12 protein-coding genes and 1 pseudogene are annotated in these 13,563 nt (G+C 72.2%); 5 read left to right on the top strand and 8 right to left on the bottom strand.

The genetic code is table 11. From position 1 onward, the window contains the following. The 5 genes from ACQPZZ_RS31335 to ACQPZZ_RS31315 all read right to left on the bottom strand — a co-directional run bounded on the left by ACQPZZ_RS31335 (position 1) and on the right by ACQPZZ_RS31315 (position 4,978). Positions 1 to 846 (bottom strand): DUF4097 family beta strand repeat-containing protein, encoded by an 846-nt coding sequence (locus ACQPZZ_RS31335; RefSeq protein ID WP_432925010.1) that lies wholly within the window; start codon positions 844 to 846, stop codon positions 1 to 3. Positions 847 to 938: 92 nt separating this feature from the next. Next, complete coding sequence (locus tag ACQPZZ_RS31330) at positions 939 to 1,496, bottom strand: toxin-antitoxin system HicB family antitoxin (RefSeq protein ID WP_432925008.1); 558 nt, start codon at positions 1,494 to 1,496, stop codon at positions 939 to 941. A 198-nt stretch (positions 1,497 to 1,694) separates the two neighbouring features. After that, positions 1,695 to 2,318: a TetR/AcrR family transcriptional regulator gene (locus tag ACQPZZ_RS31325; protein ID WP_432925006.1), complete on the bottom strand. Its 624-nt coding sequence runs from the start codon at positions 2,316 to 2,318 to the stop codon at positions 1,695 to 1,697. A gap of 17 nt (positions 2,319 to 2,335) precedes the next feature. Next, complete coding sequence (locus ACQPZZ_RS31320) at positions 2,336 to 3,952, bottom strand: MFS transporter (RefSeq protein ID WP_432925004.1); 1,617 nt, start codon at positions 3,950 to 3,952, stop codon at positions 2,336 to 2,338. Between the two features lie 72 nt (positions 3,953 to 4,024). Then, the gene (locus ACQPZZ_RS31315; RefSeq protein WP_432925002.1) at positions 4,025 to 4,978 is read right to left on the bottom strand and encodes a DNA polymerase domain-containing protein; all 954 of its coding nucleotides are present in this window, start codon (positions 4,976 to 4,978) and stop codon (positions 4,025 to 4,027) included. A gap of 120 nt (positions 4,979 to 5,098) precedes the next feature. Here ACQPZZ_RS31315 and ACQPZZ_RS31310 point away from each other — a divergent pair, with 120 nt between their 5' ends. Then, entirely contained in the window at positions 5,099 to 5,911 is an 813-nt protein-coding gene (locus tag ACQPZZ_RS31310; RefSeq protein ID WP_432925000.1) for a methyltransferase domain-containing protein, read from the top strand. A gap of 166 nt (positions 5,912 to 6,077) precedes the next feature. On the opposite strand, the gene ACQPZZ_RS31305 is transcribed toward ACQPZZ_RS31310, so the two are convergent. Together ACQPZZ_RS31305 and ACQPZZ_RS31300 are read right to left on the bottom strand one after the other, a co-directional pair. Beyond that, positions 6,078 to 9,077, bottom strand: coding sequence for a M48 family metalloprotease (locus ACQPZZ_RS31305; RefSeq protein WP_432924998.1), 3,000 nt, complete (start codon positions 9,075 to 9,077; stop codon positions 6,078 to 6,080). Beyond that, positions 9,074 to 9,592, bottom strand: a complete 519-nt coding sequence (locus ACQPZZ_RS31300; RefSeq protein ID WP_432924996.1) for a hypothetical protein — start codon at positions 9,590 to 9,592, stop codon at positions 9,074 to 9,076. The genes ACQPZZ_RS31305 and ACQPZZ_RS31300 overlap by 4 nt, the downstream gene beginning before the upstream one ends. A gap of 203 nt (positions 9,593 to 9,795) precedes the next feature. Here ACQPZZ_RS31300 and ACQPZZ_RS31295 point away from each other — a divergent pair, with 203 nt between their 5' ends. The 4 genes and pseudogenes from ACQPZZ_RS31295 to ACQPZZ_RS31280 all read left to right on the top strand — a co-directional run bounded on the left by ACQPZZ_RS31295 (position 9,796) and on the right by ACQPZZ_RS31280 (position 12,795). Next, positions 9,796 to 9,978 (top strand): hypothetical protein, encoded by a 183-nt coding sequence (locus ACQPZZ_RS31295; RefSeq protein ID WP_432924994.1) that lies wholly within the window; start codon positions 9,796 to 9,798, stop codon positions 9,976 to 9,978. A gap of 1 nt (position 9,979) precedes the next feature. Continuing rightward, positions 9,980 to 11,116: a CapA family protein gene (locus ACQPZZ_RS31290; protein WP_432924992.1), complete on the top strand. Its 1,137-nt coding sequence runs from the start codon at positions 9,980 to 9,982 to the stop codon at positions 11,114 to 11,116. 11 nt (positions 11,117 to 11,127) lie between these two features. Further along, on the top strand, positions 11,128 to 11,733 hold the full coding sequence (locus ACQPZZ_RS31285; protein ID WP_432924990.1) for a CBS domain-containing protein: 606 nt from the start codon (positions 11,128 to 11,130) through the stop codon (positions 11,731 to 11,733). A 73-nt stretch (positions 11,734 to 11,806) separates the two neighbouring features. Then, positions 11,807 to 12,795, top strand: a pseudogene (locus ACQPZZ_RS31280) (IS5 family transposase). A gap of 152 nt (positions 12,796 to 12,947) precedes the next feature. On the opposite strand, the gene ACQPZZ_RS31275 reads toward ACQPZZ_RS31280, so the two are convergent. Further along, positions 12,948 to 13,439, bottom strand: coding sequence for a cupin domain-containing protein (locus ACQPZZ_RS31275; RefSeq protein ID WP_432924988.1), 492 nt, complete (start codon positions 13,437 to 13,439; stop codon positions 12,948 to 12,950). Positions 13,440 to 13,563 lie beyond the last annotated feature (124 nt).

The following is a 13,563-nucleotide window of genomic DNA, read 5'->3' as shown; positions in this document are numbered from 1 at the left end:
TCAGGACCGGTGGATCTCGATGTCGCCCCAGTTGGTGTTCACGTGCACCTCGACGACCGTGTCGGTGGTCTCGGGGCCCTCGGCGGCGTCCAGGCTGTTGCGCACCACGCCGTTCTTGGAATGCACGTCCAGCCAGGCGGCCGTGCCCTCGGCGATGCCGACGCCGATCTTGCCGTAGCCGGTCTCCAGGTGGATGGTCCCGTTCACCGCTGCCTCGATCCGGATCGCGCCGTGCGCGGTCTTGGCGGTGAGGCCGGCCAGCACGCGGGCGACGGTGATGTCGCCGTGGGCGGTCTTCAGTTGCACGTCGCCGGTCGCCTCGCCGAGGGTGATGGCGCCGTTGGAGGTCTTGAGCGTGGCGGGACCGTCGATGGTTCCGATCCGGATCGCCCCGTTGGAGGTGGTCGCCTCGGCGGGTCCGGTCACCCGGTCGACGGAGAGGTCGCCGTTGGACGTCCTGGCGTCCAGGAGGCTGGTCTCCTCCAGGCGCACGTCGCCGTACGAACTCTGCAGGACGGTCTGGCCGAGCGGTCCGGTGGCGATGAGCTCCGCGGCGCCCTGGGTCTCGACGCGGGACCCGGCCGGCAACTCGATGGTCACGTCGACGGAGCCGCGCCAGGGCAGCAGATACCTCAGGGCCTTGGGCTTGGGGTCCTTGACCAGCAGCCGTCCGCCGGAGAACTCGACGATCGTCCGCGCGGCGGCCTGCACGCTCGCCTCGCTGGAGGGGTCGCTGGGGCGCACCTCCACCACGGTGTCGGCGCGGTCGCTCGCATGGATGCGGACCTGGCCGAGGTAGATCTGGATGTCGGCGACGATCGGCTCGGGGGTCTCGAAAGCAGGCATGGCGGAGCCCTCCTCATGGGTCCGGTGCACTGTCCCGGCCTCGGGGCCGGGCGATGGGGTGGTGACGAGTGGATGGGGCCGGCCGGGGGCCGCTAACGCACCCAGCCGGTGTAGCTGCGCCCGCTGCGGGGCTGCTGCGGCCGGTCGGCGGGACCGCTCCCGGCCCCCGGTTCGCATGCGGCGGAGACGGCGCGGACCAGCCAGGCGTTGACCGAGATCCCCTGCCGGGCGGCCGCCTCCTCCACACGCGCCTTGAGGGGCTCGGGCAGCCGCAGGGTCACCCGCGCGGTGCCGCCCTCCTCGCCGTACGGCGGCCCGGCGGGCGGGAGGGCCTCCGGCGCTGTCGGTGGCGCTGTCGGCGGTGCGGTCTCCGGTCCGCCGGCAGCGCCCCCCGGAGACGGCGCCGGCTGCGGTGGCGTCACCACGAACGCCGGGTCGCCGCCGCGGAGCCGCACGTCGACAGAACCCGGTGCGAGATCACGGGTGATCTCGTCCGCCGCCGCCGACAGCGCCTCCAGCAGGGTGAGCCTGGTGGCCGATTCGAGGGCTCCGGTGAGCCGCTCGGCCAGCGCGCGAGCATCCGGGCCGCCCGCCTCGGCGGCGACGGCGAGCTGACGGCGAAGGTTCTCGACGTACGGCATCAGATCCATGACTCAACTATGACGTCACTTTGGCGTCACGTCAATCGATGGTGACGTCATCCTGCGTCGGGCTGATGTCATGTGTGAGGGGCGGTGCGCGAAGAACGACGAGCCGGGCGGCGACGACGCCGGCGATCGGCTCGACTCCGGCCTTGTGCGCCGGGCCGGCGCTCACGTCCGCCGGCGATGCGCGGCGAGAAGGGCGCCTCAGCGCAGGGCGCGGGTGAGCACGTCGAGGGTGACCTCGATGATCTCGTCCGGGTCCGCCGTCACCGCCGCCACATCCTGCGCCGCCGCGTCCTGTGCCGCCCCGTCCGGCATGAGACGGCGGGCCCCCGCCCGCAGCACTCCCCACGCCAGCTCGGCCCGCAGCGCGGGATGGTCGGCGCCGGCCTCGCGCAGCGCGTCGGCGAGCGGTGCGATCAGCTCGCCGTGCAGCTCGTCCACCCGGACCCGGCACTCGCCCGGCAGCCCGATCGCCTGCAGCGCCGGGATCAGCGCGTAGTCGGGGCTGCCGACGAAGTCGAGCGCGGCCCTGCCGTACGCCCGGATCCTGCCGGGGAGCGAGCCGTCGGCGTCGGGTGCGATGGCGGCGCGCAGACGGGCCGACCAGCGGGGAAATGCGTCCTCCACGAGCTGGGCCAGGATGTCCGCCGTGGAGGCGAAATAGCGGTACACGCTGGAGCGGGCCAGGCCGATCCGGGCGCCGACGGCCGCCGGGGTGAGCGCGTGCACGCCCTCGGCGGCCAGGATCTCCCGCGCCGCCTCCAGCAGGGCGGCGTGCTGGTTGGCCCGGTGATCCGCGACGGTCGCCGCGCTGATCCTCGGCATTACCCCCTCCAGGGTCGCTACATGTCCAGGTCGCGACCTCCAGTATCCGGCCCGCCCGCCGCGACCCGCTCCGGTGACTCCTCCCGCACGACCGGCGTACGGGGGAGCAGGAGGGTGGCGCCGACTCCGGCCAGCAGCGCCAGCGCCGTGATGAAGGTGACTCTGCGGGTCGCCTCGGCCGCGGACTCCACCGCGACCGCGTGGATCGCCGGGTCGCGGAGCCCGGGGATGGCGGCGCCGGCGCTCTCCTCGACGGCGCGCGCCACGCTCGTGCGGACCTGTGCGGGCCGGTCGGCGAGCCCACGCTCGACGGCCGAGCCGAGCCCGGCCACCAGCACCCCGCCCAGGACCGCGACTCCCAGCGCCGCCCCGAGCTGGCGGATCGTGCTCTGGAGCGCGGACGCGCCGCCCGACAGACGCTCCGGCACGTCGGCCATGAGGACGCCGGTGAGCTGCGCGGTGGCGAAGCCGATGCCCGCGCCGTAGAGGAGCAGCCACGGCACGGGCCGCCAGGCGCCCATGTCCGGCGCGAGGGACAGGCCGATGCCGGTCGCGCCGACGGCCTCCATGCCGAGGCCGATCCGCACGATGGTCCGCGGGGACAACGTCTTCGACAGCGGGGGGACCAGCCCGCCCGCGACGAAGGTGCCGAGGGCCAGCGCGGCGATGACGAGGCCGGCCCGGAAGGCGGTGTAGCCGAGCGCGGACTGCAGGAAGAGCGGCAGCACGAGGATCATGCCGAACTCGCCGAGCGCCACGATCACCGCCGCGATCGCGCCGTAGCGGAAGCTCGGCAGCTCGAACAGCGTCAGGTCGACGAGCACGGGCCGTCCGGCGCGCCCGCGCCGCCGTTCGCGCACGACGAGGGCGACCAGCGCGAGGATGCCGATGCCGAAGGCGAACGGCACGGGGGAGACGCTCTCGAACCGCAGGCCGAACAGGTCCGCGGTGCGCCGCGGCTCCAGCCAGCCGTACTTCTGGCCCTCGATGAGCGCGAAGACGACGCCGGTCGTGCCGAGTACGGCGAGGACGAGTCCGGACAGGTCGCCGCCCGTCGCGTGGCCGTCCCGCGACTCGGGCACCCGCAGCGAGCCGAGCAGGAGCAACGCCCCGATGGGCAGGTTGACCCAGAACGCGGCCCGCCAGCCGTACTCGGTGACGAGCCAGCCCCCGGCCAGCGGGCCGACGGCGGCCATGCCGCCGATGATGGAGCCCCACACCGCGAAGGCGATCACCCGCTGACGGCCCACGTAGACGCGGTTGATGATCGCGAGGGTCATCGGCACGGCCATCGCCGCCCCCACGCCCTGCACGGCCCGGACGCCGATGAGCATGGGCCCGTTCACCGACGTCGCCGCCAGCACGCTCGCCAGCAGGAAGACCGCGACGCCCAGGGCGAACAGGCGGCGCCTGCCGTAGAGGTCGCCGACCCGGCCGAACGGGACGAGCAGCGCCGCGAACATCAGCGAGTAGATCGAGTTGATCCACTCCACGTCGGTGGCGCCGAGACGCAGGTCGGCGAGGATCGCCGGCACCGCCACGTTCACGATCGTGGCGTCGATGACGACCATCGACACGCCGGTGGCGAGCACGACGAGGGGGAGCCAGCTTTGACGCGATGATGGCGACGGCATGTCGCGAACTATAGCAACAGGCTGTCGCCAACATGCCCGGCCGTCAGGGGGTGCGGCGCGGTGTGCGTGCCGTCACGAGGTGGATCGGCGGGCGCGGGCGCGGCGCTTGCCCTCGTGCATGGCCTGGACGCGGGCGACCGGGATCGTGTGACCCTCCTCGATCAGGTCGCGGGGGAGCCGCTGGGGCTTCGGCATGAGCGCGGCCCACGGGTCGTCGTTCCGCAGCAGGTCCGCCGCCGTGCGCACGGTGAAGTCGCCGGGGGTGATCCGGTCCAGGTCGTCCCACGCCACCGGGAACGACACGGGGACGCCGGGCCGTACGCGCGGGCTGTAGGCCGCGACGACGGTCGCCCCGCCCGACCGGGTCGAGTCGATGAACACCCTGTCTCCGCGGTCCTCCCGGATGAACGCCGTCGTGGCGAGGGCGGGGTCGAGGCGTTCGGCGTGTACGCCGAGCGCGCGGGTCGCCGCGGCGACGTCCTCCGTCGTGTGCGCCTCCAGCGGCACGAACACGTGCAGGCCCTTGGCGCCGCTGGTCTTCACCGCCCCCGACAGGCCGGTGTCGGCAAGCGCCCGGCCGACCAGCCGGGCGGCGGCCACGGCCTGCGGGAACGCCTCGGCGGACGGCGGATCGATGTCGAGCACGAGATGGGTGGGGCGGTCCCACTCGCCGGCGTGAACGAGGGCGGGGTGATACTCCACCGCCCTCTGGTTGGCGAGCCACAACAGCGTGCGCCGGTCGTCGCACAGGGCGTACGACACCCGCCGCTGTGACGACTCGGCCCAGACGGTGACCGTCCGCACGAAGTCCGGGGCGTAGGAGGGCACGTTCTTCTGCATGAACGGCGCCTGGCCCTGCCGCACCCGCACGACGGACAGCGGGCGCTCACGCAGCACCGGGAGGACGCGGTCGCGGACCGCGTCGAGATAGTCGACCAGGTCGCGCTTGGTCGCGCCCGAGCCGTCGAACAACGGCTGGCCGAGGTTGGTCAGCGTGACTCCGTCGCGAACCTCATCGCTGGTCATGTGATCACCATGCCCGCGACCGGCCCCCGGAATCAACGTCCCCGGTCGGCGGCCCGCTGTGTATATCAATATTCGAGACAAATTTGCTCAAATCGCGAGACTCATGGGATCGTAACCGGCATGGCGAACGAAACGGCCGTCTACACACACGGCTTTCACGAGTCCGTTCTGCGCTCCCACCGCTGGCGTACGGCGGCCAACTCGGCGGCGTACCTGCTGGGCGCGCTGAAGCCGCACATGCGGATCCTGGACGTCGGCTGCGGCCCGGGCACGATCACCGCGGACCTGGCCGAACGGGTGCCGCAGGGCGAGGTCATCGGTCTCGACACCGAGACCGGCGTCCTGGAGCAGGCGCGCCGCGAGGCGGAGGGACGCGGCCTGGGCAACGTGAGCTTCACGACGGGCGACGTGCACGCGCTCGATCACCCCGACGCCTCCTTCTGCGTGGTGCACGCCCACCAGGTGCTGCAGCACGTCGGCGACCCGGTGGGCGCGCTGCGCGAGATGCGGCGAGTGACCAAGCCGGGCGGGATCGTCGCGGCGCGCGACTCCGACTACGCCGCCTTCGCGTGGTATCCGCAGATCCCGGCCCTGGACGACTGGCTGGATCTCTACCGCCGGGTGGCCCGCGCGAACGGCGGCGAGCCCGACGCCGGACGCCGCCTGCACGCCTGGGCCAGGGAGGCCGGCTTCACCGACATCACCTCGTCGTCGTCCACCTGGTGCTACTCGACCCGGGAGGAGCGGGAGTGGTGGGGCGGTCTGTGGGCCGACCGCACGGTCCAGTCCTCCTACGCCGGGCGCGCCGTGGAGGGTGGTCACGCCACCGAGGACGACCTGCGGCGCATCGCCGACGGCTGGCGGGAGTGGGCCGCGAGCGAGGACGCCTGGTTCAGTGTCCTGCACGGCGAGATCCTCTGCCGCGTGACCTGATCGATCCCACTGAGGGACGAGCCGGTCTCCGCCATGGCGAGGTCAGGTGTTCTCGCTTCGCCGCGGGCCGACCAACCCGGGCGCGTTCGACGCGGCGCCGGCCGGCGGCGCATCCCACCGGCACTCGTGGAACCCGTCGCGGTCCTGCGGCGTGCCGATGCGCGCCCTAAAGACGGGGCTGAGGCGGATCTGCCGGCGTGCCCGTGTAGACGGGGTCGGACGGGTCGTCGATGATCGCCTTGATTCGGTCTGAGGCGTCGATGGTTTTGACGGCCGCGATCATGATCTCGGTCACGGAGGTGCGGAACGAGTCGGCGTCCGTGCGATCGACGGCCTGGACGCACTTCGGGCCCGCGCTCAGGACGGCCACTGCGAACTGGTGCCAGGATGACTGCGCGACGGGGTCGGGGACCTGGAAGTAGACGGGTTCCCAGGTGGCGATGTTCATCATGTTCTGGCACATGGGTCGCACCCTGGTCATGAGATCGGGGGTGACCTCCAGCCGGCCGTCGCGCATCGCCGGACGGAGCAGTCTCGCCAGCGAACCGCCGGCGCCGGTGGCGTGGTCGAGCAGAGATCGGCCACCGAGCCGGTACCAGGCGTGGACCTGCTGCCGGCGCAGGTCCTGCGACACGGGCAGGACCGGCAGGCCCGCCGTCTGGCGAAAGGCGTTCTGCGCGCCGACTGTCACTGAGTGCGCCTTCGTCGCGAACTGCGCTTCGGCGTCGCCCGCGGTCAGCACGCCCGCGGTCGCGAGGGCCGCACCGGGTATGGCGGCTGCTGTCAGCATCGCGCCGGCATACCGTCTTCCGGCCCCGGAGTGCGCGGAGGTCGCGCCCGCCTGGGGCGCCGCAGTGCCGTCCTCGGTGCGGACGGCCCGCCGGACGAGGCGGAACACGGCCGCCGGCGCCGTGGCCGCCACGGCGGTGACCGGGGCCATGAGCAGCGTGACGTGCGCGACGAGGCTGAACGTGTTGCCGCCCTGCAACTGACGCCAGGCGGGACGCCAGGAGCAGGTGTCGTTGAGGACGTTCAGCGGTTCGACGCATCCGTCGACAGAGATCAGCGCGGTCGCGGCGCCCAGGCCGAGCAGCGCGCCCATCCCCGCGGCGATGAGCGCGGACGGCAGCCGGAACCGGGCCGAGGCCGCCGCGACCAGGGCGGCCGCGCAAGTGCCGGCGGCGATCGCCCCCAACGACCAGATCGCGTAGCTGAAGGCGTACATGCCGCCGCGTTGTCCCGGTGCGGCGTGCAGGGTGTGCAGCCATGCCTGAATCCCGGCGACGCCGACGGCCGCGATCGCCGCTCCGGTCAGCGCGGGTGCGGTGGCCTGCCGCAGTGCGGGGGCCGGCCATGCCACGGGAGCAGCGGTGTCCGCCGCCGCGCGGTCTCCACCGGCGGCGATTCGCGAGTGGAGCCAGCCGGGTCTGCCTCCGGCGGTGCCCGCGGCCCACAGGGCGAAGGGCGTGACCCACGCCGCGACGGCGGCGGCAGGGGTCAGTGGCTGGTACGCCACATATCGCAGCACGTTGAGCGTCGGGGCCATGACGGCTGTCGTGTCCGGGTGGGCGGTGCCCACACCGGGAAACCAGCTGACGATGGTCCACCGCAGGCCCGCCGGGTCGTACCAGAAACCGGCGGCGTACATCGCCCCGTGGTAGTTCCACCAGGCGAACCACGCCGAGAGGATCAGCCAGCCTGCGATCAGGCACAGCGCCAGCGGCCATCGCAGCGACCGGCCCGGCCAGGCTGCGGCGGCGAGACGAGCGCACTGAGAAGTCCAGCACGTGAAGGCGACCGCGACGGGCACGACCAGCACCAGCACCCACCATCTGCCGGGCAGCCACCCATCTCCGGTGGTCTGGCCGCTGACCAGTGACCCGGCGATCAGTCCCAGACCCAGCCACAGCCCGGCTCGGACACCGGGAGGGGCCGGTTCGCGCAGTACGGCGGCGCGGACCACCGACCGCCACAGCACCGTTGTGGTGGCCGCCCCGACCACGGCGGCCGGAACGGCGGCGAGGGCCTGCCCAAGCCAGTCGCTCAAAAGGCCGACATGAGGCGAGACGTGCCCCATCAGGTGGAAGTTCATCAGCGTGGCGCTGGCGCCGGTCAGAAACATCAACAGCGGACTCACCGCGAAGAGCGGTGCCGGATCGTCGAGGGTGTCACGGCGGATCTCCCACCTCGGGTGGGTGCGCACCTGGTCCAGCAGAATGCTCGCCGATCGATACGGGCTCCGGCGCCCGGCAGGCGTGTTCATCGCGGCCCACACGTGCTCCAGTGGCGCGCCCCACCGGCCGGCCGTCAGGTCGGCGTACAGCTCCCTGCTGCGCAGCACGTCCGCACGGGCGAAGTACATCACGAGAGCGGTGACCACGGGAAGGACGAGATAACGCATGCTCACGGCGGTGAGCGCCGGGCGGGCGCCGGCCGCGATGCCGAACACCCCGAGTCCCGACCACCACAGCAGGAACGGGGTGACGACCAGCACGATGAACGTCCGCCACAGGGCGACGGTGGCATGTGTGATCGTGAGGTCCCTGTTGGCGATATGGCCCAGCTCGTGCAGGACGACCGCGTCGAAGGTCTGCGGGTCCCTGGCACGGGAGGCGACCAGTCCGCCGTTGAGAAGCAGCCGGGGGCGGCCGTTGGTGCCGAATACCGAGGCGCTCATTGTGGTCACGGCCGGCGCCATGAACAGTTCCGGCATTCGCGCGACGCGGCCGGCGGCCAGTTCCTCGACTCGTGCGGCGATCTCGGAGCCACCGGAAACGAGGTTCAGGCGAACGCAGCGGCCACGGCGCTGCTTCCACAGCGGCAGCAGGATCGTGGCCGCGGCCGCGACGGCGACGACCACCGCCGGCCCGGCCAGGATCTGCCACAACGGTGGAGGCGGTGCGTACCGGGCCACGCATGGCAGAAAAGCCAGCGCCTGCCCGACCATGCGCGTTGCCCCCGCTACCGCGTGAGCGGCGTCGAAGTCGAGGCCGGCCGCAAGCTCACACCCTCTGTAGTCGCCGGGGTGAAGCGCGGACAACACCGGCACCAGCAGGTAACCGCCGGCGGCCACGAGCAGGAGCAGCAGCAGAGCGAAGCGGGAGTTCGTGCCGGCGCCGATCACCCGTTCGTCGAGCCTGGCGCGGCCAGGCTCGACGACGGTCACTGTGTCTGCCCCCCATCGGCTTCACCCGGCTCACCCAGCTCAATCGGCTCGCTCAGCACCAGAGCGGCGCTGACGTTGTCGGCGAGCTGCTTGGCCCGACGCGCCGGCAGCCCGGCCTCCGCGGCCGCGTCGAGGACCATCTGCCTGACCATCGCCAGCTGCTCGCGCGTGAGGGGAGGGATGATCTCGGGCTTCGCCTTCCGGCGCCGAATGCGCCGCCACAGTGACACCGAGCCGCGCGCCGCTTGCTTGACGGCCGCGTCGGCCAGCTTCTGGCGGGCGCTTTCCAGCGTCAGCCACAGCAGCGGGGCCACCAGCGGAACGATGTCGTTGAGTCCGAAGCCGAGCGGGTCACGTGTGTGCCTGCGCCGGCGCAGCCGGGACAGCACCTCGGCGTCGCTGTAGCGCAGCAGCCCCTCGACCACGACCGTTTCCTCCGGCGCGCAGTCGGCCACGACCCTCCGTACGACGTCACGGACCAGAACCGCGGCGGAGCATTCGGGCTGTGTGTCCAACGTCCCATCCCCTGGTGGAAGTTCGCTGACTCGGAATCGGCCCCCTGGGCGCGATGCTACAAGCGCTGATCGACGCGCACGCGGTGTTCGGGGCGTGAGACCGGAGGAACTGTGATCACCGCCCCAGGAGAACCCGGACGCCCTGCCGTCCCACACCTGACGCCGCCGGGTGGCGGCGGGCGGGCAGGGGGGAGGATGGGAGTGTGACGTCCGGAACGCGGAGCCGTACGGCGGCGGACAGGGACCCGACCCGCCTGCCGGACCGCGCGTGCCGTCTCGTCGAGACCCTGGGCGGCCGGTTGTCCCGCGACACGGGCATCGACGTCGACCGGGGGGATCGCGAGGCCGAGCCGCGCCGGCTGCACGGCGCTCGCCGGGGAGGCTGAGATGCGGTCGGCGGCGGGGGACCCGGTGACGCTGTTCCTGTGCGGCGACGTCATGCTGGGCCGGGGCGTCGACCAGATCCTCCCGCACCCCGGCGACGCGGCGCTGGAGGAGTCATGCGTCCGGGACGCCCGGGAGTACGTCGAACTGGCGGAGGCGGCCAACGGCCCGATTCCCCGCCCGGCCGGCTACTCGTGGCCCTGGGGCGACGCCCTGGAGGTGCTCGACGAGGCCGCCCCCGACGTACGCGTGCTGAACCTGGAGACGAGCGTCACCGGCAGCCGCGACTTCGCGCCGGGCAAGGCCGTGCACTACCGGATGAACCCGGCCAACCTCCCCGCTCTGGCCGTGGCCCGGCCCGATGTGTGCGTGCTGGCGAACAACCACGTGCTGGACTTCGGCGTACGCGGGCTGACGGAGACGCTGCACGCGCTGGCGGGAGCGGGGCTGGACGAGGCGGGAGCGGGGCTGGACGAGGAGGAGGCGCGGCGGGCCGCGGTCGTGGCCCTTCCGGGCGGCGGGCGGGTGCTGGTGTTCGCGGCCGGGATGCCGTCCGGCGGCGTCCCCGATGGCTGGGCGGCGGCCCGGGACCGGCCCGGCGTGGCCTTCCTGCCCGGGCCGTCCCGCGACGCCGCGGCGGAGACGGTCCGGCGCGTACGGCGGGTCAAGCGGCCGGGGGACATCGCGATCGTCTCCGTCCACTGGGGGTCGAACTGGGGCTACGAGGTCGGGGACGACCAGGTCGAGTTCGCGCACGCGCTGGTCGAGGGCGGCGTCGATCTCGTGCACGGCCATTCCTCCCACCATCCCCGTCCGATCGAGGTGTACCGGGACCGGCTCATCCTCTACGGCTGTGGTGACTTCATCGACGACTACGAGGGCATCACCGGTTACGAGGAGTACCGCGACGACCTGCGGCTGCTGTACTTCGTCACCGTCGAGGCGACGGCCGAGGCCGAGTCGGGGCGGCTGCTGGAGCTGCGGATGGCGCCGATGCGGGCCGTACGCATGCGGCTGCGGCACGCCCGCGGTGAGGACCTCGAGTGGCTGCGGGCGACGCTCGACCGCATCAGCCGGGAGTTCGGCGCGCGAATCGGACCGGCGCCCGGCGGCACGCTCGCCCTCGCGCCGGCCGCGTAGGAGGTGGTCACATGCTGGTCCACGAGATCATGACGACGCCGGTGGTGACGGTCCGGCGTACGGCGACGATCAAGCAGGCCGTCCGCCTGCTGTACGAGCAGGACATCACGGCCGCGCCGGTGGTCGACGCGGCGGGGCGGATGGTCGGCATCGTCAGCGAGATGGACCTGTTGCGCGGCGAGTTCGGAGCCAGTCCCCGGGCCTTCCTGCGCCCCGAGGCCCCGCGCGCCGGAAGGCCCACCGCGCTCGTCGAGGAGGTCATGACGCCGCGCGTGGCCACGGTCGGGGACGGCGCCGACACCATGGACCTGATCGAGCTGATGATCACGACGGGCGTGAAGAGCGTTCCCGTCGTGCGCGACGACGAACTCGTGGGCATCGTCAGCCGGCGCGATCTGATGGGACTGCTCGCCCAGGGGGACGAGCGCATCCGCGACGACGTGCTCGCGGCGCTGCGCGACTGCGCCGACACGGCGTCGTTCTGCGCGGCGGTGCGGGACGGCGTCGTCGAACTGTACGGCCCGGGCGACGAGCGGTCGGCCCGCATCGCCGAGCTGGTCGCCCGTACCGTTCCCGGGGTCGCCGACGTCGTCTTTCCCGAAGGGCTGCTCAGCTAGGGCGCGTATCGGGTTGTGATCAATGATCGGGATTCGCCCTCGCGGCAGGGTCTGATCCGGTAGGTCGTCATGGGTGACCCGGACCCAGTTGACAGACGAAGAGTGGGAGTTCATCAAGCCTTACCTGCCGATCGGCAGGTTCGGTCCATACCCCGAGCGGCTGCGGCAGCAGTTCGAGGGCGTGATCTGGCGGTTCAAGACGGGCGGGCAGTGGCGGGAGATGCCCGAGGAGTTCGGCGCCTGGCCGACCGTCCACAACCGCTTCCGGCAGTGGAGGGACGCCGGCGTCTTCGAAGCCCTGCTGGAAGGGGCGATCGCGGAAGCCGCCAAATGCGGCGAGGTGGACTTATCCCTGGTCAGCGTGGACTCCACCACTGCCCGGGCTCATCACGATGCCGCCGGGATGCACCTCGGCCGCGACCTTGTCGCCGTCCTGGAGAAGGCCACCGAAGAGCAAAAGGGGGCGAGTCGGAAGGACGACAGGAGCAGAACGCCGCAAACGACGCCGGGGCAGAACAACGGCAACGCGTCCGGCGCCAGCGTAAGCTCCGGCTGAAAGCTGCCCTGCTCGGACGCTCCAGGGGCGGGCAGACCAGCAAGATTCACCTTGCCGCCGACCGCAAGTGCCGCCCGCTGGCGTTCGTCTTGACCGCGGGACAGGCCGCCGACAGTCCGCAGTTCATCCCGGTGCTGAAGAAGGTACGCGTCCGGGTGCCCGTCGGCCGTCCCCGCACCCGGCCCGGCGCGGTCGCCGCCGACAAGGCCTATTCCTCCCGCGGCAACCGCGCCTACTTGCGAAGACGTCGGATCCAAATAGTCATCCCGGAAAAGAGGGACCAGGCCGCCAACCGGAAGAAGAAGGGCAGCAAGGGCGGCCGGCCCGTCAGCCACGACACCGAGCTCTACAAGGAGCGCAACACCGTCGAACGCCTGATCAACAAGCTGAAGGCCTGGCGAGGCATCGCCACCCGCTACGACAAGACCCCTGGCAGCTACCTCGCCGGCCTCCACCTCCGCGCTGCGATGATCTGGATCAAAGACCTCACTCGGACCACCCCTTGATCACAACCAAATACACGGCCTAGTGCCCCTCCCGCCGATCTTCGCCCCAACCTTGTCGGCCACGGCATCAGGTCGTGGACGCCGGCCCGCCCGCCGGACGCCACGGCCCGCCGGCGAGTTCCCGGCCCCGGCGCGCCGGCGTCCGGGCCCGGTCAGACCATGTACTGGTCGTGGCGACGGTAGAGGTCGGTCCATTCCTCCTCGGTGAGCTGCCGTCCGCTCGCCACGATCTCCGCCAGCTCCTCGAAGTAGGCCTCACGCGGGGCGCCGGGGGCGAACAGGACCAGCATCGAGGCGGGCCCCTCCGGGTTGTTGAACGCGTGGATCCCGCCCGGCGGGACGAAGAGGTAGTCGCCGGGAGTGGCGTTGACCAGCCGGTCGCCGTCGTAGAGCCCGACCGTGCCGGACAGGACGAAGAACGACTCCGACATCGTCTTGTGGAAGTGCGCGCCCAGGCCGCTGGACGGCCCTCGCATGTCCCACAGGTAGAGCCCGTACTGCCCGCCGGTGGACTCGCCCGTGGCGAGGTAGTGCACGTGCGTGGGGCGGCCGCCGATCACCAGGTCGGGCGTGGAGCCGCCCTTCCGGAATCTGCCGCTGATCTCTCCCTTGTCCCCGTGGAAGAGCTCCTTCGGGTACGACATGCCGACCTCCTCGTCACTCGCTCCTACCGGCTCGCGCCCCCGGCGACGCGCCGTCGGGTGGACCCCTGCCGATCATGGTCTCAGGTGGACGGCTCTCGCATCCACCGGCCAGGCCGGGGGGGCG

This window comes from Microbispora sp. CA-135349 (genome assembly GCF_050947365.1).
In the GTDB taxonomy this organism is placed as follows: domain Bacteria; phylum Actinomycetota; class Actinomycetes; order Streptosporangiales; family Streptosporangiaceae; genus Microbispora.
The sequence above is the reverse complement of the archived record's forward strand: the minus strand, read 5'-3'. Positions and strand labels throughout refer to the sequence as shown.

Excerpts from the sequence above, each read along its gene's own strand:
- ACQPZZ_RS31335 (WP_432925010.1), bottom strand. The coding sequence starts at position 846 with ATGCCTGCTTTCGAGACCCCCGAGCCGATCGTCGCCGACATCCAGATC.
- ACQPZZ_RS31330 (WP_432925008.1), bottom strand. The coding sequence starts at position 1,496 with ATGGATCTGATGCCGTACGTCGAGAACCTTCGCCGTCAGCTCGCCGTC.
- ACQPZZ_RS31325 (WP_432925006.1), bottom strand. The coding sequence starts at position 2,318 with ATGCCGAGGATCAGCGCGGCGACCGTCGCGGATCACCGGGCCAACCAG.
- ACQPZZ_RS31320 (WP_432925004.1), bottom strand. The coding sequence starts at position 3,952 with ATGCCGTCGCCATCATCGCGTCAAAGCTGGCTCCCCCTCGTCGTGCTC.
- ACQPZZ_RS31315 (WP_432925002.1), bottom strand. The coding sequence starts at position 4,978 with ATGACCAGCGATGAGGTTCGCGACGGAGTCACGCTGACCAACCTCGGC.
- ACQPZZ_RS31310 (WP_432925000.1), top strand. The coding sequence starts at position 5,099 with ATGGCGAACGAAACGGCCGTCTACACACACGGCTTTCACGAGTCCGTT.
- ACQPZZ_RS31290 (WP_432924992.1), top strand. The coding sequence starts at position 9,980 with ATGCGGTCGGCGGCGGGGGACCCGGTGACGCTGTTCCTGTGCGGCGAC.
- ACQPZZ_RS31285 (WP_432924990.1), top strand. The coding sequence starts at position 11,128 with ATGCTGGTCCACGAGATCATGACGACGCCGGTGGTGACGGTCCGGCGT.
- ACQPZZ_RS31275 (WP_432924988.1), bottom strand. The coding sequence starts at position 13,439 with ATGTCGTACCCGAAGGAGCTCTTCCACGGGGACAAGGGAGAGATCAGC.